Source organism: Pseudoalteromonas apostichopi (assembly GCF_030297135.1).
Taxonomy (GTDB): domain Bacteria; phylum Pseudomonadota; class Gammaproteobacteria; order Enterobacterales; family Alteromonadaceae; genus Pseudoalteromonas; species Pseudoalteromonas apostichopi.
In genome coordinates, this window is record NZ_AP028065.1 from 2903546 (window position 1) to 2927757 (window position 24212).

Annotated in this window: 12 protein-coding genes; 3 read left to right on the forward strand and 9 right to left on the reverse strand. The window is 37.5% G+C overall.

Annotated elements, in window-relative coordinates:
* Positions 1-159: 159 nt before the first annotated feature.
* On the forward strand, positions 160-1740 hold the full coding sequence (gene bcsG / locus QUE86_RS13125) for a cellulose biosynthesis protein BcsG (protein WP_286257734.1): 1581 nt from the start codon (positions 160-162) through the stop codon (positions 1738-1740).
* 94 nt (positions 1741-1834) lie between these two features.
* Complete coding sequence (tyrR, locus tag QUE86_RS13130; RefSeq protein ID WP_130051939.1) at positions 1835-3391, forward strand: transcriptional regulator TyrR; 1557 nt, start codon at positions 1835-1837, stop codon at positions 3389-3391.
* 229 nt (positions 3392-3620) lie between these two features.
* On the opposite strand, the gene QUE86_RS13135 is transcribed toward tyrR, so the two are convergent.
* Positions 3621-4109 carry a hypothetical protein gene (locus tag QUE86_RS13135; RefSeq protein WP_286257737.1) on the reverse strand — a complete coding sequence of 163 codons (489 nt, stop codon included), beginning with the start codon at positions 4107-4109 and terminating at the stop codon, positions 3621-3623.
* 109 nt (positions 4110-4218) lie between these two features.
* Between QUE86_RS13135 and QUE86_RS13140 the strand changes: the two genes are divergently transcribed.
* The gene (locus tag QUE86_RS13140) at positions 4219-4749 is read left to right on the forward strand and encodes a thioesterase family protein (protein WP_130051937.1); all 531 of its coding nucleotides are present in this window, start codon (positions 4219-4221) and stop codon (positions 4747-4749) included.
* A gap of 59 nt (positions 4750-4808) precedes the next feature.
* Here QUE86_RS13140 and QUE86_RS13145 read toward each other — a convergent pair whose 3' ends face one another.
* The 8 genes from QUE86_RS13145 to QUE86_RS13180 form a co-directional block, all read right to left on the reverse strand.
* Positions 4809-6053 (reverse strand): DUF642 domain-containing protein, encoded by a 1245-nt coding sequence (locus QUE86_RS13145; protein WP_286257739.1) that lies wholly within the window; start codon positions 6051-6053, stop codon positions 4809-4811.
* A 318-nt stretch (positions 6054-6371) separates the two neighbouring features.
* The gene (locus QUE86_RS13150; protein WP_286257742.1) at positions 6372-7613 is read right to left on the reverse strand and encodes a DUF642 domain-containing protein; all 1242 of its coding nucleotides are present in this window, start codon (positions 7611-7613) and stop codon (positions 6372-6374) included.
* 252 nt (positions 7614-7865) lie between these two features.
* A complete protein-coding gene (locus QUE86_RS13155; protein WP_286257744.1) occupies positions 7866-11960 on the reverse strand; it encodes a poly-gamma-glutamate synthase PgsB in 4095 nt (1364 codons plus the stop codon).
* The gene (locus QUE86_RS13160) at positions 11953-16227 is read right to left on the reverse strand and encodes a hypothetical protein (RefSeq protein WP_286257747.1); all 4275 of its coding nucleotides are present in this window, start codon (positions 16225-16227) and stop codon (positions 11953-11955) included. Before QUE86_RS13160 ends, QUE86_RS13155 begins: the two co-directional genes overlap by 8 nt.
* Entirely contained in the window at positions 16212-16955 is a 744-nt protein-coding gene (locus QUE86_RS13165) for a hypothetical protein (RefSeq protein ID WP_167658472.1), read from the reverse strand. The genes QUE86_RS13160 and QUE86_RS13165 overlap by 16 nt, the downstream gene beginning before the upstream one ends.
* A complete protein-coding gene (locus tag QUE86_RS13170; RefSeq protein WP_286257750.1) occupies positions 16945-19212 on the reverse strand; it encodes a hypothetical protein in 2268 nt (755 codons plus the stop codon). Before QUE86_RS13170 ends, QUE86_RS13165 begins: the two co-directional genes overlap by 11 nt.
* Positions 19199-22312, reverse strand: coding sequence for a poly-gamma-glutamate biosynthesis protein PgsC/CapC (locus QUE86_RS13175; protein WP_130051930.1), 3114 nt, complete (start codon positions 22310-22312; stop codon positions 19199-19201). The genes QUE86_RS13170 and QUE86_RS13175 overlap by 14 nt, the downstream gene beginning before the upstream one ends.
* Positions 22312-24207 (reverse strand): hypothetical protein, encoded by a 1896-nt coding sequence (locus QUE86_RS13180; RefSeq protein ID WP_130051929.1) that lies wholly within the window; start codon positions 24205-24207, stop codon positions 22312-22314. The genes QUE86_RS13175 and QUE86_RS13180 overlap by 1 nt, the downstream gene beginning before the upstream one ends.
* Positions 24208-24212: the final 5 nt, after the last annotated feature.

Genomic DNA, 24212 nt, shown 5'->3' on the forward strand with positions numbered 1-24212 from the left:
GTTTTTTATTACTTTTATCATCGCAATGCTAATCGGTATCTTGTTAAGTAATACTGGTAAGGTACTGTTAAATAAAGCCGTAGTGCTCTACCGAAAACTAACATTTAGGCATGTATTATTAACGCCTTATACGCCAAAACGACACAAGAAGGATAACAAGTGAGGCTTTCAGGATTAGGTATTTGGAATTTATACTTTTTAGTTAAGTTTGTTCTGTATAGCCGAGGTGATATTTCTTTTGATTTATTTGCAAACTTAGCATTTTTTGCTTTTCTAGCTATCTCTTTTCAACATGTTTGGTTGTATCGTATCAAACACGCTATGAGTGTGGTGGTAGGAGTGGCCTTGTTGTATCACGACTCGTGGTTGCCCCCGATTTCTAGGCTCACCAAGCAAGCCGGCAATGTACAAGACTTTAGCATCGGCTACTTTTTTGAGATCACAGCGCGCGTTGTTAGCCTCGATATGATTTTTGCGCTCTTTGCTTTAGTGGTTTTTTATTGGTTAACTGTAAAATGGTTGCGCTATACCAGTATATCAATCATCGGCTTTGTTTATGCGTTTTGGTTAGGTGGGGCTGTTACGAGTGATGAGGTTACAACTCAAGTTGCAAGCAATAACCAAACTACAAAAAAACAAGTACCCGTTTTAGTTTCTGATACAGCAAAACAAAAGACACCGGATCAACAGTTACAAGACTTTTACCAGCAACAGAACTTACTACAAAGCCAGTTTCCAGATGTATTTAATGGTCAACCATTTGATGTTGTTGTGCTTAATATATGCTCTTTAGCGACGGCCGATTTAAAAGCGATAGGTGTTGAGCCACGTAACTTATTTGCTGATTTTGATATCTTGTTTAGCCAATTTAATTCAGCAACTTCGTACAGTGGTCCTGCGGCAATTCGTTTGTTACGAGCAAGTTGTGGGCAAACAAGTCAAGAGCAACTATTTAAACCTGTTGACGAGCAATGTCAGTTATTCACTAATCTTGCAGAACTTGGTTATAAGACTAGCGTTGCTCTTAACCACGATGGTCACTTTGATGACTTTATTGGTTTGATCAGACAATACGGTGGTGTCTCTGTGCCGAAACTGGATTTTAGTCAATTTAGTGCTGCGCAATATGGGTTTGATGGCAAACCCATTTATTCTGATGCGGATATACTCACTAACTGGTTGAATAAACAAGGTACAAGTCAGCAGCCTAGGGCTCTTTATTACAACACCATTAGCTTACACGATGGTAATCAACTTGCTGGTCGTGAACGTATGAATAGCTTTGAAAGCTATCCGCTTAGACAACAGCGCTTATTTAATGACATCGATAAGTTTATAACTGAGTTAAAAGCGCAAGGTCGAAATGTAATGCTGGTGGTTGTGCCGGAACATGGGGCTGCCTTACAGGGTGATAAACTACAATTCTCTGGTTTGCGCGAAATTCCGAGCCCTTCAATAGTTTCAGTGCCAACTGCGGTTAAATTCATCGGTCCTGATATAAAGCATGATGGGCTGAATGTCGTTGATGAAACAATGAGTTATTTTTCACTGTCAGAGTTAATCAACAATACGATGAAGCTTGACTTGTTCACAGGTACGGTACCCATTAACCGAGTGCTTGATAATTTACCAACTTCAGCCAAGGTCGCCGAGAATGAAGATACGGTAATGATGTATATAAAAGGGCAGCCTTACATCCAATTAGATGGTGGAGAATGGACCAAGTACCCGACTAATTAAGTTATTTGTCCAAAATTGTTTACAATAGACTACCCAGTTGCAGGGAGTTAGCGTATCATTCTCATACTATAGGTTCCCGTTTTTTGAGGATGTAATGCGTTTAGATATCCACTGTGCTGACCGAATTGGTATCGCACAAGAGATTCTCAATATCTTGGTGAGTTACCAAGTTGATTTAAAAGGCATCGAAGTAGATTCGGTTAATTGTCGAATGTATGTCAGCTTTCCGCCTATTGAATTTGAACAATTCCAAAAAATTATGCCATCTATCCGCTTGATAGATGGTGTGAAAGACGTTCGTACGACTGCATTCTTACCTTCTGAGCGAGAGCATAATGAGTTAAATACATTACTGCGTGCATTACCTGATGGTGTTATATCTATTGATGCTAAAGGGTGGGTGCGTTTATGTAATGATGCTGCTTGTCGCGACTTACAATTATCTGAGAGCGAAGTGATTGGCGCTAATATAAATAACTTGCTTAAAGGCTTTAACTTTACTCGCTGGTTAGAAGGTAAAGAAGTACTTGGCCAAACAACGCGTGTCGAAGTAGCTGGCGAAGACTTTATTGCTGATATTCTGCCAATTTCAGTACCACAAGGTGCAGAAGGGGATGTGTTAGCCGGTGCAGTTATCAATATCAAATCACAAAGTAGACTAGGTCAGCAAGTAAGTGCGTTTCGCCGTTATGGCCAAGAAAGCTTTGCAACTATACATAATTTTAGTACTGCAATGCGTCGTGTTGTTCGTGAAGCACGCAAAATGGCACAGCTTGAAGCGCCGATCCTCATTACTGGTGAAACAGGCACAGGTAAAGAGTTACTCGCCCGTGCTTGCCACTACGCATCAAACCGTTCAGTAAAACCATTTATCGCTTTATCATGTGCTTCTTTGCCAGATGATGTCGCTGAGTCAGAATTATTTGGTTATGCAGGCTATGAAGAGAATGCAGCACCTAAACGTGGTGTGCTAGAGCAAGCTGATGGTGGTACAGTGTTTTTAGATGAAGTCGGTGAAATGTCGACTCAGCTGCAAACTAAGTTACTACGTTTTTTACAAGACGGTACCTTCCGTAAGGTCGGTGATGAAAACGAAGTTAAAGTTAATGTGAGGATTATTGCAGCAACACAAAAAGACTTACCTGCAATGGTCCAAGAAGGAACATTTCGAGAAGATCTTTACTATCGAATTAACGTGTTAACCCTTGAAATTGCGCCATTACGTGATAGAAAAGCAGATATTGGCCCTTTGGCTGAGCATTTTATTCAAAAGTATGCCCAGCAAAATGGTCATTCTGTGCCTGTAATGTCTGAAGATTGTTTACGTTTTTTACAAGATTACCCATGGCCAGGTAACGTGCGCCAATTAGAAAATGCGATTTATCGTGCTGTGTCGTTGTTAGATGATAACGAATTGCGTATTGAGCATCTGCAGTTACCAACGTTTACCCATGATTTAGGTTATCTTGAGTCTGACTTTGAAGGAACCTTAGACCAAGCGGTAAAACGTTTTGAGGCGACTTTACTTCGCAAGCTTTACCCTGCTTATCCAAGCTCTCGTCAGCTTGCAAAGCGGTTAGGTTTAAGTCATACAGCAGTAGCAAATAAGCTTCGAGATTATGGGATTAATCGTAAGACTGTAAAGGTTTAATGATACTAACTTAATTTATTAAATAAAAAAGGCTTGGGTGAAAACTCAAGCCTTTTTCTTTGTTGTTCAATATCATACCAATCCGCAATAATACTTAACCATTTTGAGGTATTATAGCTGTCGCTACCTGCGTTAAAAATTTCTGATTTAGAACTACTAAATAACAAATTTTTTTGAAATCAACGAGGTTTTATTGCCTAAAAATGACCAATTAATTAAGCGAATGGTATTACTGTTTGGTACCCATATCTTTGGTGACACCATCAATGGCGATATTCTTAATACCATCATTGTCGAATTTAATAACAATACTGATGTTATTGCGAGAAAAAAAGTAATCTCGGTTATCCAGGCTAATAACATAATCGCCTTTTACAGTATCGCTAAATTTGCGCTTTTCGAGTTTTAGGGTGTGATCGGCAATTTGCCAAGTGAATCCCTCAATAAAGCCATTATTAAACTCCTGCACCCATACTTGTTCCTCGTCTTTGCTAAGTGTAATTGTCACTGAATATGACTCTGGCAGAGACATGTCATAGCTTTTATCACCAATCGAGAATTTTTCAGCATCTTGTTGCCACGCAAAGCCAAAATTAAAGGCCTTTTCTACACCCGTTGGGTACTTTAAAGTACCTTCACCAGGAAAGTTAAAGTCAGCAAATGCTGAAGTGGTGAATAAACTCGCACTAAATAAAGTTACCAAACTAAAAAATTTCATTAGGTTATTCTTTTTTTATACTAATATATGCACAGATTAGAGCAGAATATTCGCCTTAGCAATATGCTGTGATACACTTTGTGCATCATCAACTGGTTAGACCTTTGCCGTGAACCTCTATTTTCGACTAATACTACTGTTTTTTAAAATTAAACGTAATCGTGATTATCAACAACTGTTAGACACAATTGATATTGAATTCAAAGCGTTACCAACGGATTGCGATATTAATTTCCATCTGACTAATTCTCGTTATTTAGCGATGATGGATCTTGCCCGTACCTGGATGACTGAGCGAGTAGGTTTATTAAAGCACATTATGAAACGCCGTTGGTTTCCAATCGTTAACGCAACTGCAATTACCTATATTCGCGATATTAAACCAATGCAAAGGTACACGGTTAGTACACGTTTGGTTGGCTGGGATCATAAATACTTTTATATTGAGCAAAAGTTTCACTCTGATCGTGGCCTGCACGCGATTGCTTATGTGCGCGGTGTTTTTAAACGCAAAAAAGGCGTTGTAAGTGTCGAAGAGATGCTTGAGGTTGCTGGTTTTAATGGTGTAGCACCTATTCTGCCTGCAGAAGTAATGCACTGGAAAGAAATGTTAGAACAAAAGAAACTCACAAATAAGTGATGCCAAAGGTCAGTAAAAAAATGCCAGCTAAGCTGGCATTTTATGGCTTTAAACACAGTTTACTCTGCTGCGCAAACTGCTTCACTAACAAACGTCAAGTCGTTTACGTGTGCTGGGCCATCCATTACGAATGTCGCTTCAGCGGTGTTTTGATCTAAGGTGTAGATTTTTGCATTTTCGCCGCTTTCTCTACCTGAGATATAAATTGTCCCGTTATCTGCAATTGCAAGGCCTGATGCCCAGTTTATACCGTGCTCACCGATTAGTGTTAACTCTAGGCTACCTTCATCTAGAGTATATAGCGCCTTTCCTGTTAACACGTAAAGTACGTTGTAGTCACTTGAGTATGCGATGTCGCCGTCTGCAAATGTGTCACCTTCATACGAAAGCTTACCTAATACTGTTTTCTCACCTGTAGTTAGATCAAAGTCATACAAATACGTTTTGCTTGTCGCACGTAAAAACAGGCCATCTGCAGTTACCGTTGAGCGGTAAATAGGGAATGATGTCGCATCTACAACTTCAGCTTGTGTGTTAGTGGCTAAATTTAGGCTATAGATTTTTGATGCTTTGCTATTCTTATCAAGTTGCTCCATGAAATACAGCATACCGTCTTTGTTGGCAATATTTGATGCTGTATTGTTAAGGCCTGCAACAACAGTTACAGCGCTTGATTCTGGGTTAAAGTGGTATACATAGCCTTCAGTCTCAGAGCCAAAGTTATTAATACCATATAAACCTGTTGCAACAGCACATGGTTCAGCAACTTCAGTGACTACTACGTTATCGATGAATGCACCTACTGAATCAGATGTACCAGTACCTGCAAAGCTTAATACCGAGCTTGTGCTATCAGCTTCAACGATGAAGCTATATTTTGTCCAGCCTTTACTTGAGCTATTAACAACAGCTAAAGAGCTACCATTCCAAAAAACTTCAGCTTTATTTGTTGTTTCATTACCTTCCTTACGGGAAGAATAGTAAAAGGTTAACTCGTACTGTTTGCCTGGTTGTGTAGTAATATTTTGAGAAATACTGTAATTGGCTGTTGAGTCAAGCTCTAGATATTGGTTACCTTCTTGTGCAGTCACGATCCCTAGTTTATTTGTTTGAATTTCGAATTTAGCATGAGTACTTCTTGTCCAGCCAGGAATCTCGTTAAATAACTGCCATTGACCATTGTGATCGGTCACTGTATCTGTGTTTTCGAATGATCCGTTTTCTACTAAATTTGTGCCAGCCATTGCAATACCCGATACAATAGTTAGAGGTAAAACAGCCAGTTTAGTAACAAAGTTTTTCATGAATTTCTCCATTATTTTTTAATATTAAAATTTTAATGTTATTAATTTAAATATCAAATATTTATATTTTATATTTTTTATTTTAATTGTTTTTTTGTGTTTAAGTGCTTGAATATTAATATTGTTTTTTAGGGTAGGAAATTTCTTATTTTACTTTTATGTTTTTTTATAATTTTTTGTCTGATATTTTTTTATTGCTTTAAGATTTTTTATTGATATTTTGTTTTTATTTTTTGAGAGCGTTAGGTGAGTGTTTCGTGTTGAAGTTTTTATAGTTATAAATGCCAGTATTTAACTGGCATTTATAATATTAAAAGTTTACTGTGTTGAGCAAGTTGACCCACTAATAAATGTTAGATCATTTAGATTAGCTGGACCTCGCATTATATATGTTGCTTCAGCAGTGTTTTGATCTAGCGTATAAAGCTTCGCGCTTTGACCACTCTTTCTTCCAGTAACATAGATCGTACCATCATCGGCAACTGCAAGGCCTGATGCCCAGTTAACTCCATGCTCACCTACTAATGTAAGTTCTAAAGTATCTTGATCAACTGTGTATAGTGCTTGTTCAGTTAATGCATAAAGTACGTTATTGTCACTTGAGTATGCAATATCACCACCTATGAACTCTTCACCTTCGTAGCTTAGTTTTCCTAGAACTGTCTTTTCACCAGTTTCAAGGTTGAAGTCATACATGTAGGTTTTGCTTGTTGCACGTAAGTTAAGACCATCAGGAGAAACTGTAGAACGAATAATAGTATAAGAGTTAGTATCTGCGACTTCGCTTTGCGTATTTGATGCTAAATCTAGACTGTAAATTTTTGAGTCTCTAGTCTCACTATCTAGCTTTTCCATAAAGTATAGCTTACCGTCCATACCTGCTATGTTTGCAGCTGTATTAGTAACACCAGCAACTTTTGTTACAGCTGATGTTTCAGGGTCTAAGTGGTAAATATAGCCTTCTGAATCAGAACCATATTTATTAATTGCATACAAACCCGCTTGGACTGAGCAGTATTCTGTAGCTTCACTTACAGAAACATTATCGATGAAGCCACCCACACTACTTCTGCTACCAACGCCATCTAATGTAATCTCTGAACTTGTGCCAGTTGCCTCTACAGTAAAGCTGTACTTAGTCCAACCTTTAAATTTAGCATTAACAACACCTAAGGATTCACCATTCCACAGCACTTCAACTGTACTCGCTGTATCATCACCAGACACACGTGCTGAGTAATAGAAGCTAATTTCATACATTTTACCAGCTGTTGTAGCTACGGCTTGAGACACGCTATATTGCTGCGTAGAGCCAAGTTCTAGATATTTTTGGCCTTCTTTCGCTTTGAGAATTCCTAGACTACTCGTTTGTATTTCAAAAGGTGCGTTTTCGCTGCGTGTCCAACCAGTGATTTCATTGAATAATTGCCATTGGCCATTATGATCAGTGACAACCTCGGTTTCGAATGATCCATTTTCAATCAAATTTGTGTTAGCCACGGCAAGTGCAGAGGTAATAGCAAGTGGTAATACAGCTAACTTATAAAATAAACTTTTCATATAACTATCCTTTGTATTAGATAAAATGTTTTATCAGTTATATTTTTATCTTTTATAAAGTTATTTTCAATTTAGGTACGATGTTTTATTTTGTTTTATTTTTAATTTGCACATAATATATTGATGAGGCTGGTTATTTTTGTTTGTAGGAAATTTCTTATTTTTATTTTTGTTTTATTTGTGTTTTATTTTTTGAATTTGTTTTTATTATTTTTCATTATTGTTTTTATTTTTATTGATAATAAAGTTCTCTTATTTTTTGTCGTAAAGTTTTCGTTTATTTGTGAACCAACCTGACTTTTGGTTACGGTTCATCTCGCTAAGTAATTTAATTGCTTTTTCTAATGTTATGCGCTGTTCTGCTATATCATTGTATATTTGAATAGCACGTTTTTTACGTTTTACAGCAGCACCTGCATCTAAAAATGATTCGATCACTTGGTTAAAGTAACGAGTAGGGCGAGATTGCGAATTTTCTTCGTCTACTTTTAAATACTCCTCATTAACTTTTTCTTGAAGAGTCGTTATTTCTGCTTGGCAGAACTCATTTTGAGCAAGCTGACTTTTCTTCAATATATCTAACTTTTGTTTTAAGTAGTCAGTTTCAAGTAAGTTAAATGACACTATCATATTTAAACTAGTTAATGCCGTTCTGAACTCTTTAGCTGTGCAGGGCTTACTCAGCATATTCGTAATAGTTTGTGATATTTTTTGCCATTGCTGCCAGGCATAAACGTAATTTAACCCTGCTCCTTTAATGTTTTGCATACCAACAACGACCTGATGAGTATTGGGCAAAGCTAAATCCGCAATCGAATTGGTTATTTCATCTGCAGATATATTGCTATCGTCAAGTAATGTGACTTTAGATTGGAGGATGGAAATCAAGCGTTCTTTTATTTCTTTACTATTCTTTGCGATATCACTTTTTAGGTAATCCAGGTGCATACGCTGATAATAAATACGCAGGGTATAGAGAATTATGGTTAGTTCTTGATCAGGGATCTCTCCTGTGATCTCTTTTATGTAAGATTTATTAACAACCCCCTCGCTAAGTGTAAGTAAATTCTCAGCTGCTACACTGCCATATGCAATTCTAAACCTTGCTCTAACTTCAGCTCTGGTGAGTAAATTAAATTGCTCTAGAAGCTTATCTAGGCTTTCGAGATCATTAATTTCAATTAACTTTTCTACTCTTTCTATAAATGCATCGAGAAAGTAACTGTAGAATCCCTCTACATTACTTCCTATTACCACAACACGGTCAAAACGTAGGTCATTACTGAGCATCGCAGCAAAAACTTTTGAGCGCGCGACACGGTCGTTACGATTATTTATAAGCGCGATTATCTGGTTTTTTGGGTCGTTATTTAATCTTTCAAGCTTAAGGCGCTGCCAGTTTTCTAATGTAGCTAAGCGTTCGTTTGCAGACATGCTATTGACGAACGATTGACTAATTTTACCGATAGGCGCTTCAGTAAAGTGCTTTAATACGCCAATATCAGGCACTATTCGTGCGGATGTTTCTTTGAATACATAATCTTTATTTAAGCCGATATGTTCCGCCATTTTGCACACGAGTGCTATATTGGATGGATGTTCCTGGTAGGGGTATAAAGAGCGAATGTCATCAGTTATTTGCAAACCATCGGCCCAGTGAACTTGAATTAAGTTAGCGTTTTTTTGTTTTGCATTTAATTCAAGAATTGGGTTCATATTTTGTTCGCTGGTGAACACTAAACTATTCTCACCGATAAAATGGCTTGTTTCATTTGCAACATCAATTCCTGTTGGACCTAATGTATCCTCATGGTCTGGGTAAGCATTGGTAATAGTTGAAAAGTTATCATCCATCCAATTTCTTAATATTTTTACATAGCGCGGGGTCAATCCCATACATTCCCAAAGAAATACATCGGCTTTTACTTTTGTTGCAAAATGCAAAACATCGCTTTGTTCCCAAATACTCGCTTTATCAAAAGGTCTGAATAATGGAATTTCGAATTGCTCTCCACTTGCTCTTGCATAAATAAGAGTTGCTTCACAACCTGTTGTTTTACTAATCACTTTAAGAGTTAAACTACTAAATAATGCTGCTTTTAATCGTTCAGTTCCTGACTTTCCTCGTGTTCCCCAACCCCCGATTGAAACGGGAATTTTGGCTCTATCTGACTTTATTTGCCTACTTATTTTTATGTGGCGAGCCCAAAAGTAGGCTGAGAAAGCCATAACGAAAAAGATCAGTTGACCAATACTATTTTGATAAAGCGAATAGGCATATTCTTTAAAGCTTGACCACATATTAAACAAGAAGGGCGTGAGGGATAGTTTTTGATATAAGTTGGCAATACTCGGCTCAACAGGGAATTCGGCATTAAGCACGGATCCATATTGTTGGAAATCAAGTGTGAAGCCTCTTGCTTTTATTAACTCTAGAAAGTCTTGTTGTTCGTGGTCAGAACCATTTCGTAAATCATCTAATTTTTCAAAGTTGAAAGAAATCCAGCTATACGCAAACATGCGTTGGAGTACGTTACAGGGAGGGGTGACGATTAAAATACCATCAGGAGTGAACGATTTAGCTGGCGTTTTCAGATTGTCTTGTGACAATGTACTCAGTAGAAAATCTAACATAGGTAAATGAGGTCGAGCACTAAACTGTTTAGCATCAAACCGGGGCTCTCCAGGTACCTCCGTTTGGCTAATCTCCGCGACGGTGCAGCTCGGCACATGCATAAATGCACTTGGTTTTCTGGCTTGTACATGATTAAAGCTTTGGCGTTTACCTGTACTTGGATTTTTAAATTCATGCCATAGCCGCCAAAAACGAAAGCCCCGCCTGTAACCTCGTTGTATTTGCCAGCCTTTATTTTTCATTGCTACATTAAAGGCTTCATTATTCTGCGCTTGCTTACTCAAAATTCGGCCTAATAAATCTTGCTCAACCCATTCAGAGTTTAAATTAATGGTAAAGTTTGAGTTTAAGTTAAACTCGAGCTCAGCGACTTGTTGCTGGTACACAAAGCTGACAAGCTGCTCTCTAACACGGCTAATAATTCGCTTTACGGCAGTATCTTTCTCATTTTCAAGCTGCGTATTTAAGACATTGATAAAAGACTTAAACAATATATCTGCTTGGCTTTGCTGATCATAATCAACTTGTAAGTTGAACATTATCCTTGGCGTTAACTCGAGTAATAAACGCTTCTGGGCAAAGCTTGGTGCAATTTTCAGTTGTTTTCGCCATATGTGAAAAACTTGCAACTCTTTGGTTAAACGAGGATCTGTTAATTGCTTAATGAGTGTTAGTCGTACCGCTTCATGGGTTTCTTTTTGGAGCCGAACTGTTAATAGTTTGAGAGCAAATGCCCTGGGTAATAATGCGCATTGTTCAATGACGCTTTGCCTTACTCGAGGGTAAGTATGCTTAGCAAGTAAAATGAGAAGCTTATAATTAGCTTCACTTAATTTAGGCTGTTTACATATAATTTTTGAAAATGACGCCAATAAAAACAGGTGCTGAGCTTCGATTTTTTCATTTGGTAAAACATCTAAATCAATTTGAGAGCGCATAAAATAGTGAGTAAAAGTGGGTCTTAAATTGATCAGAATTTCTAAAATATCTACTTTTGCAGCATGTGGGGTTGATTGTTTTTCAAGAGACAGTAATAACAGCTCAACAAGATCAGAATCGAATTGAGTTTCACTTACATATTCGCTAATTAAGTTTACCTGGTTGGCAAGGGCGCGAAAAATAGAGTTACGAATAGCTTCGTTCTCACTTTTTTCTAGTAGCCCCAAAAAGAAGCTTTCTAAATTGAGTGTTAACCATGATTTGGTTATTTCCCCCGAGTGGATCCGTAAATAGCGATTAGTTAAATCACCCAGTTTACCTATTAAAAACTTAAGAGATTGCTCAAGTTCAGAGAGTTTATCTTGGTATCTGTTGATGATAGCTCCCTCATCAAACCAGCGTTGAAAAGCATCTTGATCTTTTTTTAATTGTTCTCGGTTTGCACCTAAAGTATACGCGTAATCGAGAATATGAAACTCACGCTCAGCTTTTAATTCGGCATGATTTAAACGCTCGATAAAGCGCCTGTGATCGGCATCAATTTTGATTAATTGACTTTGTAGGGTATCAATTTTATGAGTTAAAAATGAAATAGTTTGCAGTAGTAACCAATCATCTTCCTCATAGTCATCAGGCTGATTTTTTATTAATTCCCATTCACTTAATTCATCAACTAGTTCGCGGTATTTTTGGCGATATAAGTCTAACCAAAAACTGGCAATGTCTGCGAAAAGCAAGTTTTCAAGGCGTTTTGTAAGTAAGTGGTTACTCATAGTCAGTGTGCTCTAGCAAATGATTTAATTGAAGTGCTGGGAAAATGATTTCATCATGGGCAAAAGGGGTAAATCCGGTATGTTGGTTGTTACCAGATGAAAACTCGATGCTAATATTGTGGTTGTCCCATACCCAATCCTGTTGTAGTCGCACCTTTAGCCAACCATGTGAAAAATCACCTAAACTAATTTGTGTTTGCCAAGCAAACTGTGTGATGTATTGCCACGTAGCTGTGGCACGGTTTTCATCTTTAAAGCGGTAATAGCTATCAATGCCAAGTTGGAAAATGTGATCTTGATAATATTGATTCCAACTGGTGTTGAAGTGCAGATAGTCTAAGCTCGTCCAATCATCGTTTGAGCTTGATGACACACCAAAATTTAAATAATTATCGACCCAAGGGTGATAACGATATTGATAAAACCCTTGCCATCCCGAGGCATGGTTTTCACGGTAAAAATTAAATACATTTGAATTAAGTAGGTCGTCACTGAGGTAATCATTTAAATCAGCACTACTGTAACGAATAAATGGAGTTAGCTGCCATTGGTGACGATGCGAAGAATCACGTTGCCATTTTTGTCCTACACTGAAACTACTATCAAGGGCATATTGAAGATCAAATCCATTATGACTTGGTTGCCAACGGCTTTGAATTTGCGCATCAACATACCAAGGAGTTGTATCATCTTGCCATGAATAGTAACCATTGAGTGCAATTAGATCCGTTTGTTCTTTACTAAATGAGTAGTAACCTTCTAATTGGTACCAATCATTGTCGTCGTTAATACGTAAACGAGCGCCAATATCAATGCTCTGTTGGGTTGGGATATTTTCAGCGGTTTGAAATATTTCTTGTTGGTCAAATTGTATAAAACCTTGCCAATTAAGATCATCACTTTGAAATGACTTTTGATCACTTACAATTGTTTGCTTTTCTGGTACTCGATAAGTTACTAAATCAGGCAAAGGAATTTGTGCTTGTGTAAATTCTGAAATCTTATTATTGAGATCACTAAGCTCCCAAGTATACAGGCGAACATGTTCAAGTTCCGATGATTTGACTTCAATTTTGCCTGCAGGATGGAAAAATTGGCGTTCACTTCGACTATAGCTATTTATCTTTTCTAACTTGATTAAACGATCTGCATTTAAAGTCGCAAGCAAAGGGGTAGTGGGAATAACAGAATAAAATAGTAGCGTTGTAGGTAATTCTATCTTTCTCCACCGACCCGCAATATATTGCTGTACTTCAACTTTTAGTTGTTGAGATAAATAGGGGTTAAGCCAGTGTAGGGCAATGACATTATTATCTAACTCCCGTTTATTAAATGTAAAGGGAATGCTTTGCTGCTCCGTAACAGACCATATTTTTAAACTGTTAGCCAGTTGTATGGATAAGTTTGCCACATTAGCTTGGGCAAGCTCTGCGGTAGAAAAATTAAATACAAAGCGAATTTGTTCTGCCTCTGTTTCGGCCAAATCTATATAAAGGGTATGAAATGGGCGAATCAATAAACCATCATTATTTTTTAGATGCGTCTTGAATTGGTTAAACCTATCAGCAAAGCTAGTTTGTGCTGCACTTTGAATATTAAAAAGACGCGTACCTGCATAATCGATTAGGCTATCTAAGGGTTGCCAGTGGCCAAAACTTTCTATTCTATTTTGTAAAAAGGTCGATGCGGCACTCGCAGGAATTGTAGCTATTCGCTGTAATAGTTGCGTATATTCATTATTGTTTAAACGCTTTTTAGATAATAGATATAAGCCATTAATTAAAAGGTCGTTTTGTGTGGCATCATAGGCGTAAACTAATGACATAATATCGTCTGTAGCAAGCTGGTTTGCAGCATCAGAGCGGTAATCAAAAGCTTCATATAATGCGTCAGGTATATTTTTAAACTCTATAAAGGCTTTCTGATCAGCTGATAGAGTGAGTGTCTCTCCTGCTTTCAGACTCACAATCATTGTTGATGCAACAGAAGCCGCTTTTTGGCTTTCAACAATGAGTGTTGTTGATGGAATATCGCTGTATATTGGCATTAATTTATGTTGGTATTGACTATCAGCCTTTAACCAAGCAGTTTGATACTCGCCGTTTTGTTTGGCTTCTGTGCGCGCTTTTATACTTAAATTAACCGCTTCTATCGCAGTGTACTTCCAGGGCATATGCTGTGAAAGCACAGTGTTTTGCAATTTTCCTTGAGAGTTTATTAATGTTTCTTGGGCTCCAGAAAGTAATTCATATTGCTTATCTTCAGCTTTTAATCCAGGACTTAAACTGTGGTAGTCAAGTGCCATATAAGCTTGCTTAATTGTGTGAGTTTCATCCTTTTTGTTTAAAAGCCATATTGCGAGTCTATTTTTCTGTTGTTTAGTTGCAAGCTTAGTGAGAATACTATTACATTCTTCCAATAAGCTTTGGTTTCCTGCGCACAGAGCAAACAACTTTATTTCTTGGTGCTCATCTTGGTAGGTTTTTAATAGAGACTTTAAAGCAAACTCCTGTAATTCCCTTTGTTGAGTACTCTTGTATAGTCCTTCTAAGTAACTTGTTGCAAGATGAAACTGTTGTTGTTCACGCAAAATATTTATTTTAATTTGCCATGCTTCAATAGCAACCTGTGGATTTGGGTTTTGAGTTAATGGTTTTAAAAAGGCAAGCGCATCTAAAGGTGCTGACTTAGCTAAGTCTTTAGCTGTTAGCAAAGATTGCTGCCAATTAACTAATTTAATTTTTCTTCTTGCTGGGGCATAAGGCTCAATTAGCGCTAAATAGTCACTATATAATTTCCTTAAGTGCTCAGTTATTAGCTCTGCTGTAATAGGGCTTTTTTCAGAAAGGGTTCCCGGTTGTAAATAAAGTACTTCATTACTTGGAAAATCTGTAAGTGTCCTGGCATAAACAGCAAAATCAATACCAGGCACATCATCAGTGGTTTTCTGAATTGTCATCGTTTTGCTGTTTAATGGCACTGAGACGTGAATTGTTTGGTATTCTTTTGTAGCTTTAACATTAACCAACCAGCTTTTATCACCAACATTAAGTTTAAATTGACTGTCTTTATTACTACGGGCAACGAAGGTAAGCCACGGCGTGACTCGTTTTTGGCTTAATAAGTCAAAATTCAAAGCCATCTGTGAAAGCGACGTAATATGTCTGACCTGTTTATTAATGCGTGGATAAAATTGATCATCAACTAATCTTTGCTCTTCAAGTTCAGTAATTAGCCGTTTTTTTGATTGGCTCGAAGCATGAACTACGCTGCTCCCTTCTAGTAAAGTTTGTGTGGACATTAAGCTAAGCAAATCATAGTAGCGCTTAACTGCGAGGGAGTTATTTTTTGTAAATACACTGTCACTAAAAACATTCAACGAATACTCATTGTAAACTGATTCCATTGCATCATTGGCAGTTTTTAACCAGTAGGGGAGTAGTAGTTTTTCTTCAACTTTTATGGCTGTCGAATCATCGTATATGGCTCTGTGGCTTTGCGATATTTTTACATACGAATCGGCATAGCTTTTAATGGTTAAATATTGGCCCGCATCAATAGCTAAATAGTCACTATTCACCAAGCCAACATTTTGGTTTTGGTATTCAAGGGCCGGGTTATTGATGATGTTAACTTTTGCAGTAAGAACTTCATCTGTGTAGGCATAGACAGCACCATGGCTATCTAAAGACTCCATATTCTTTCTGACCGAAAGCTTAATTTTTTTTGCATCAGGAAAATATAGAGTGACCTCATCACCTTTATCGAACTTATAAAACCGTTCGCTGCCTTTTCTTGAAGAAAGTAATACTGATGGCTTAGCAAGTTTTAGGGCTCGTTTAAAGCTATCAACAGTGGTTTGATAGTGACCGACTTGCGCAGAAAATTCAGCCCGCTCATTTTGGCGGTTTTGAATCGCTACAACACGGTTATGCCCAAGAGCAGGAAGTTGACACCGTTTTTCTAAACATAATAAGTCACGATCCATTTGAACTCGTTGCTGTATATATTGTGTGTTACCCACACTCATAATGAACTTGTCGAATAACTCAGGGTTGAACTCTAACCAGTGCCCTTCGGGTAGCCATAAATATTGATGCTCATACGAATCAAATTGCATCTCTTGTGTGGTTGCGAGCACGTCTAGCTTTGGAGAGGTTTTTAACCAGATAGGAGGCTGCAGAACAGCATGCTCTTGTTGTACGGCAAGAGCTGGTTTATAGGCTAGCAGCGTTAATGTTATAAAGGCTATTATGAAGTAAGGCATAGGCTAAACTGCTTTAAAAGTTGGTTGTTAATTATTAACTGCTCTCGCAGCTCGCGACTTAACTCGATATGGAAAAACTGACTATTAACAGGAGCCAGCGAATTAAGAACATTGTGTGTTCCACCCAACTCATGCACATCGCGCCCATAAACCAATGCATTAATACCTAGCTTATTAATGAGGCATTGAGCAATGTCTAAAGTTCGTTTAGAGGCGAATACATGGCCTTCGCTTAAAATAATATCTGCTTTTCGTCCTTGCTCTGTGGTTCGCTTTTCCTTTGCAAATCCATGGATTTGATAAATCGAAAATGATTTAACTGAACTGCTGTACGCAAGTATAAATGCGTTACTACTGCTATTTTTATATTTGCTAAAATCGATTATTTTGCCATCGGAATCACGGCTATTTCGGTGTTTCGTATTAGTCAATAACACTTGGCACTCACTAAATAAGGCTTTAGCAATTTGCAATGTGTGTTTATCAAAATATCTATGTGGAGCATAAGAAATACAGGTGTTCCCTTTTGCTTTAAAATGTATTTCACCACCCGAAAAAAGAGACTTATTGGCTACTAAAGCCCCATTCTTAATGGAAAAGTGCTCTGGTACACGTTGTTGGTTATTCAACCAAACTCGTAGGCTGGAAGTGAGTTTTTCTAGCTGAGCGGCCTCACAACATGCAGCGGTAAATAATATAAGAACAGTAACGATAATTTTATTGTTCATTATTCCACCACCTTACTTTTTGATCCTTTACAAGATACTCTTCAAGTATTGATAGCCAAATCGTTTCGGAAGAGGTTAAAGTTACGGACTGCAAAGAATCTATATCATTAGCGACTTTGAATGTAACGCTAGGATAGCTAGCTAATTGGCTCTTTTTAGGGTGAATTAAAAATGATTCTAATAGCTCAGAGTTATGTAGCTGATAACTTTGCTTTGCAATACTGTACTCACTAGTCAGGCCAAGTTTGTAATTAGCAGTATGTTCAAGACTCAATGTAATAGGTTTATTACTTTGAGTACGAAATGCTTTAAAGACAATGCTTATTGGGTGTTTGTTCTTCGAATAAAGCAGCTTAATTGGCTTATTTTTATCTAATTGGTAAAGGCGTTGTTTTACCCAAGGGCGATGACCGTACCAATTTTGATAAACAGTATTTGCTTCATCAATTAATTTCATTTTTTCTGACAAAGAGATATCAGCGGTTTTGACTTCATTAGCACTATTGTTATTTATTTTTAATATCAGCCGGTTATCGTTTTCGCCAGAAGAGGGGAAGTAGTGATTGTTATTATAGATCCCAAAATTAAATTCTTGTGATGGCTCTGGCTTTTCATAATATCGTTTTGGATTTAAACCAAGTGCCACATTTGATAATGGCAAAACATTAAATAATTCCTTAGATTGGTAGTATGTTGTTGTTTCCTCAATATCTCTAGGTGGAGTGAAAGTACGAATATTTACGAAATGTTCTCGCTGCGCCAAGTCGTAATGGTTACTTGCTTTTTGCTCATACCAGGCTGCAATATCATAAAAGCCATCTGTTGATTCAGTCGTAAGCGGTTGATGTGCAGTGCGGCGTTGATAATGAAAGTTAGCGAGTCTTGACTTTACACGCAGGTATACATCGTCGCTAGATTCAACTTTAATATAGCGTGCTTGTTGCGGTGTACGCAGGTAATACGATGTGAGCATGCCTACCGCTTGTCTCTGGGTATTGCTAGCAATTAACCGGTCAAATTTAGATGCTTCACCTTTTATAGTGACGGCATATCGTTCGATTTGTTTTTTATTATTGTCGTATAAAGTTACGTCTATTTGGCTGCTATTTAATGTTCTAAGTTCTAAATTTAGATGGCTTTCAGGGACGATATCAAATTCAACTGACACTTTTGGGTTTATCAAATAACTGCCAGCATAACTTGTTAAAATAACTGCCCCAGACTCTGTTCGCCATTGAGTTAACAATTCTTTTTCACTGCAGATTGTAATTAACCCCGCATTAAGTAATGGGGTTTTGTACGTGTTTACTTCATCAGTTTGAGTAAAGTTTATTTTTTTTGGCGCTTCAAACTGAAGTTTGTCATACCAGATCAATGAAGGGGGTTTTTGGTTATCACTGACAGTGAAAATTAAGCTATCACTTTCATCTAACTTGACACTGGCACACAAACTACCTCTAGTATAATAAGCTGCAAGGCTATACTGCTGCTGACTGAAGTCATAACTAATTACATTATACGGTAAGCTTTCGTATAGGATGTCTGACTTAAAGTCGATTTCAGGAATACCTTGTGGTGCAATTTTTTGCCACCAAAATGCCATTGCATTCGTTATTTCAGTATTTGTTAGAGTATTTTCACCCATGGTAAGGTAATCAGTTGCGCGCTTACGTCTATCTAGAGGCCGTTTTAACCAACTATTAAGTGGATCAACGTTTTGAACGGGAGTTTTCGCATGAACTCGAACTACCACGCCTTGAATTGATTTTTCTTCAGGGATAAGTAATAACGCTACGCTTTTTGCCGTAGGGTAATGAGCTATTGGCAGGTAAAATGATTGCCCAGACGCAACATTAAGCGATTGTTTATTCTCAATGATTTGTTTGATCTGTTGCTCTTCACTTTGGTTAACTAGCTTTGAAGCGTGGTGGTAAGTTTCATCTAAGATCACCTCTTTTTTATCATTATAAAGAGTATATTTGATGGCATAATTAACTGGTTTATCAAGAGTAACCGATTGATCAAATACAGCATTTGAAAGTATACGCAGTGAGTGAGTCCGCTGATTAGAAAATGTATAAGTCAGTGGCTTTTTAGTACTTAACCATTGAACTTTTGAGCGAGTCTCTTTACTGGTTTTTGGGTTTACCGGTTCTGCTGAATCCAGCCAAATCAAAAAGCTATTCCAAGTAAATAAGGCGATTAATAAAACAGTGATAATAGCTAAGATAGCTAGGAAGCGTTTAATTAGATACATTAAAGCCTCCAACCATCATGTTATTAAAAACATCTATATCAATCAGTTGATTGCTAGCTGGGTTATAGATGGCGATGAGGTTATTTTGCTTTTTGATCATCAGTACGAATTTATTCAACTGTTCTAATTTTATTGTCTGTAATACACACTCATTTAGTTCAGAACATATCGTCTTTAAGGCCGCAGTTTGTTTATCAGCAGTATATTTATTAATTTTTCGTTGGATTATTTGTTTATCATGGCTAGTGAGCGCTGCCCAGTTTGAAGGCGACAAAGTAGCTAGATTTATTGTGGTTACAGTCGGGTTATTCGAGATAGCGAGAAGGCGCATCAGAAGGCTGTTTTGATCAATTGAAAACTGTTCTTTAAAGTCAGATGCAATCCATAAGGTTGCCAGTTCACTGTTTGAATTAAACTGTTGATATCCATATTGTGGCGAACTACCAATTTCGAGGCCCCTAGTGGCTTTTTGACCTTCTACTACTTGATAGCTGACTCCTAGACTGCTTAAGTCTTTAGTGAGCTTTTCCATTAGAGGAGTTGCAATATCCCTTACTTGGGTATTTGAAAATGCAATTGCGTTAGGGCGGATCCATGATGGCGCACTGTGGCTACGGATCTGAATATTTAAGCTTGGTTGTTGTGCTTTAAAACGTGAATAGCTTTGATGAACAACATTGAATAATGAACCGACATTATTTGCTGCAAGAACATTTGCCTCAGGGTGAGCGTAGGGATGTGCACCTGCAATTAATAAGTTGGCAGCATTTGAATTAGTGAAAAGCTCACTTGCGAAACTTAACGTATTCCCTTCGAATATTGGCCTTGGGACACTTAAACTGATTGCTTCATGTTTACTCAGTGAAAATGCATATATACCTTGCCCAAGAGCCTGTGCATCATTACTTTGCAATGGGCTAAGCAGTATGTATCGCCCATTACTATTTTGTACAAGTTGTAGCTGGTAATTGAGTAATTCGGCTGTGCCATTAATCTGTTTTAAGTGATTTAATACATCTTCATTAAGTGATGAGTTGCCAATTTGCTCAATTAACTTATAAAGTGGTGTTAAGACTTCAAATTCCCAAAGGGCTACTTGGCTGTGAGTTAATGGCTGATAATTGAAACTGCCTTTACTGCTGATATAAGCGGAAAAGTCATCGACAATATGAGCCATATCTTCATTGATAATATTAAGTTTTAAATTACTATAGCGATAATTTTCACGGTAAATATACGCCAAAATATTGGTGTAATTATCTCCATCAAGAAAGACCTCAAGCATAGACCCGGTAAAGTCTGTTGCTGGTAAACTACTTTTGGCGGCTTTACCAAAATAAGTTGCTTCACTGCCTAAAAATTCATGGATCTCGCGCTGACTTATAGATTCTGGAAGTCGATTAAAGATCCAATATTGGCTTTTTACATCACTAGGAGTGCTTTTGAGTAAAGCTGCAGTATGACGGTTAGATTCGCGAACCTGTAACAGCTCATTAATTTCCAATGCATTAATGAAAGCTTGGTAAAATGGACTTTGTTGATTTTCTTTCGTCAACGTTACTTGAGGCGTCCTTGTGGCTCCAAAAACGAGTGCTTTGCTTTTTAAGTGTTGAAAGATAAGAGCTGCAGAGTCACTAGCAAGGCCCTCAGTTATAGGGTAGGGCACAGTGATTATTAAATTTGTCTGTGGTTTTTTATTAATTACAAATAAACCACGTTGTTGATTCTCAACAATATCTATTAGATATACATAATTATCATCACTCACAAGCTTAAAGCCGATAGAATTGAACATGGCACTGAGATGCCCCATTTTTTGCTTATTCTCGATGGCTTTGTTCAGTTGATAAATAGCATATTTGAAGTCAGATACAGCTTGACTTGCTTTATAGCTACTTACCGTTACTCTATTGGAGCGAGTGGTATATAAATAGCTTTTATACTGACTCACTTGCTGGTTAAGTGTTATGACTTGTAAGTTTTCTGCTTCAGGGCTAATACTTTGTTTTATTAGTAAAGAAGGCACAAGCATGACTAAAAAGCCAACAATAATGGCAAGGCTTCCACCTATTACAGAAGTTTGAAATGTAGCTCTAAGTACCAGACCCAGTGCATTTTTTTGATAAATCTTAAGGGCAAGTAAGGTAGCGAGCATATACCCAAATGCAAAGGTGTCGGTTACTTTAACCGTTGGAAAGAACCAAACGACGATATAGTTTAAAACAAGCTTAAAAATAAAGCCTATGGTAAAGAATAGCATCAGTAATCTGGCACCTTCAATATGTGCATGCCTTAGGCGAGTATAATGAATCAGAGAGCTTCCTACCGTTAATATAACGGCAGTTTCTATAAATGAGGTTAAAATTTTACTTGGTTGCGTTAGCTGTAAAGCTAATAACGCAGGTAGCATGATACCGTTAAATTCCCAGCCATACTTTAAATTTGCACGAGAGGCCAAAAAGGCTGTAATAACCAAAATAATATAGGCTTTAGGGGCAGCAATAATAGATGCGGCAACAGCTTCATACATTATACCTAAATTAGCGATGCTAAAATTGGTAAACGGCATGAGTACAAATCGCACCAATATATAAGTGATGAATAACTGAATAAAACTTACTTTCAGACCATACTTAAAACCGCCATTCCACATTACGTTAGCTGTTAATGCGATAATAATCAGACCTAAAGAATAAAGCTGAGATGCATAATCAAAAGTAATATCCCATAGGCTTAACTGGTCAGCTATGATTGGCCAAAATAGAGTATCCATACAAACACGGACTAAGATACTGATTAAGATGATGGCAAAAAAGCGGTCTCTGCCAAACATTTCACTGTAACCAAAGCGCTCCATCAAGTAACTTGCACTTATACGCATAAACCCATATACAACAATAGCTTCTATAATGATAACTGCTGCTGAGGTGGGGCTAATTATGAGTAATGGCACAAGGTAACCCGGAACTACAAGGCCTGTAAGTGGAAATCCAAAGCGCAAATTGAGTAGGCATACAACGGCAGTCCCAACCCAAACAGTTGTAATAACGGATTGACCCAGTCCACTACCTGCAGGAAAAAGCGCTAAAACGAAGTCCATTAAAGTCTAGCCTCCGGAATTACTTCAGGAGTGTCTTTAATAAATTCAAATAATATTCCAGACACTTGAAAAGGCGCACCGGATGCGGTTTGCGAGTTATCGGAATGAAGTGCTCTAATAATAAGCGTATAACTATGTTTATCTAGGTTAGCAGGTAGCTCAACAGTAGCTTTATTTAGAGTTATGTAGCGTAATTTCCCTTTTGCAGTTTCGATATCAAGTGCGCAACTTCGACAAAGTAAATCAAGGGCTGTCGTTTCAAAAATAGCAATTTGGTGCTGCTTAGCAAAGTGCTCTAAAGAAGCATTGGTTTGAATAATTTGACCGAACAAATTAAATAACACTGTAGCAGGACTGGTATGGTTAAATACCATTTCTAAGGTGGTTAGCTTTTGCTCCATTTCATTAAGTGAGCTTTTAACCTTCTGGCTAACCGATTCGTGAAGCTTAAATGTAAGTAGTCTATTAATTAGAGTTCGATTCTTAGCCTGTGTTGTTTTAAATATATGGTAATGGAATAGGAGCTCAGCAACTTGGGCAGCAAACTTATTAACGTTTTTTTCAAACGCTTGCTGATGAAAGCTTTGGTTAGGAACAATTGATAGAGCCCAAAAGCCACGTACATCACCAGCGTATACAAGTGGCGCAATGAATTCAATTTCACCTTTAATGACCTGTTTAAAAAAAGGACGGTTTATTTTCACAATGCCTAATGACTTTAACGCATTACTATAAGGTGTGCGTTGATAGTCTCTTCTCATTTCTTGGATATCATCGAGTTGGCAATTTATTGCGCGAATTTCAACTACTCGGTGGTCGTCTTCTTTACGGGCTAAAAAGATTGATTTCTCCAGATCTAATTGCTGACTTATTAATTGAATAATGGGATCCCATGGGGATGGGTGCTCAATAAAACTTTGAGGAATATAACGGCCCATCATCATCTGCTGAATGTTATTTACATCAGCTGTGAGCTCTTTGTCTTCAGAAATCTTTCGAGCAACTACAACCCAAATTAAAGTTGCAAAGGTCAGTGTGATGTATTGACCAATTGGAATGAAAAGTTTTGTAAAGTTCACTAAAAAGTAGCCGGCAGCACACCAAAATATAGTTATGCCGAAAGCGACTAGAAATGAATAACTTATAGATATTTTTTGATAGAAAAACAGCAAAGTAAACACAAAAACCTGTGCAAATACTACCGATATAGCAAAATTAAGCTCATTTATAGTGCTGTTTTTCTCAATACTATCAGCGATGTAAGCAAAAAGAAGTAAAGGATCATTTAGGCCTTCAAGTTTAGGAGCATGTATATTTACATTAAATTCAGCAGCTTGTTGACCAACAATGAGCACTTTATCTTCAAGTTGTTCACTCATAACGTCGAAGTTAAGTATTCGCTTAGCGGTAAATTTTGGAAGCGCAGATACGTCTAATCTGAAATTAATCAGTTTAGATTTGTCATGGTTATAATTAAAAACAGCTTGCCATACACTTTCACATTCAAGATTATCAGCAGCGGGGATACGCATTTGATAGGTTGCCCAAATTTCCACTTTTGGCATGCAATAATCACTACCAGCATAAGGATAGAAAACCCCTTCCTTGGTTGCAGGCTGCAATGGCTCATCAGCTAACATGATGATTGCTCTTGGCTGATACTCGGATAGCTGAGTGACTAAGTCTGAATGATTAGTGCTGAGACTTTCACTTGTGATGAGCACAACGTTTGTTTTCTGAGTGCTACTAAACGAACTTATTTTTTTATAGAAAAATGCATCACTCGCTTGAAATATGTTCAGCAGGTTACTAAAAAGCACAATCGCAAATAAGAAAACAGTGAACCAAAAGGCTCTTTGTTGCGTTAATCGCAACAACTGTTGTAATGCAGCCAAAATTC

What these genes read in the sequence shown, in the direction of transcription:
- QUE86_RS13160 (WP_286257747.1), bottom strand. Translation starts at nt 16,227, where the DNA reads ATGCCTTACTTCATAATAGCCTTTATAACATTAACGCTGCTAGCCTAT.
- tyrR (WP_130051939.1), top strand. Translation starts at nt 1,835, where the DNA reads ATGCGTTTAGATATCCACTGTGCTGACCGAATTGGTATCGCACAAGAG.
- QUE86_RS13155 (WP_286257744.1), bottom strand. Translation starts at nt 11,960, where the DNA reads ATGAGTAACCACTTACTTACAAAACGCCTTGAAAACTTGCTTTTCGCA.
- QUE86_RS13165 (WP_167658472.1), bottom strand. Translation starts at nt 16,955, where the DNA reads ATGAACAATAAAATTATCGTTACTGTTCTTATATTATTTACCGCTGCA.
- QUE86_RS13175 (WP_130051930.1), bottom strand. Translation starts at nt 22,312, where the DNA reads ATGGACTTCGTTTTAGCGCTTTTTCCTGCAGGTAGTGGACTGGGTCAA.
- QUE86_RS13145 (WP_286257739.1), bottom strand. Translation starts at nt 6,053, where the DNA reads ATGAAAAACTTTGTTACTAAACTGGCTGTTTTACCTCTAACTATTGTA.
- QUE86_RS13135 (WP_286257737.1), bottom strand. Translation starts at nt 4,109, where the DNA reads ATGAAATTTTTTAGTTTGGTAACTTTATTTAGTGCGAGTTTATTCACC.
- QUE86_RS13150 (WP_286257742.1), bottom strand. Translation starts at nt 7,613, where the DNA reads ATGAAAAGTTTATTTTATAAGTTAGCTGTATTACCACTTGCTATTACC.
- QUE86_RS13170 (WP_286257750.1), bottom strand. Translation starts at nt 19,212, where the DNA reads ATGTATCTAATTAAACGCTTCCTAGCTATCTTAGCTATTATCACTGTT.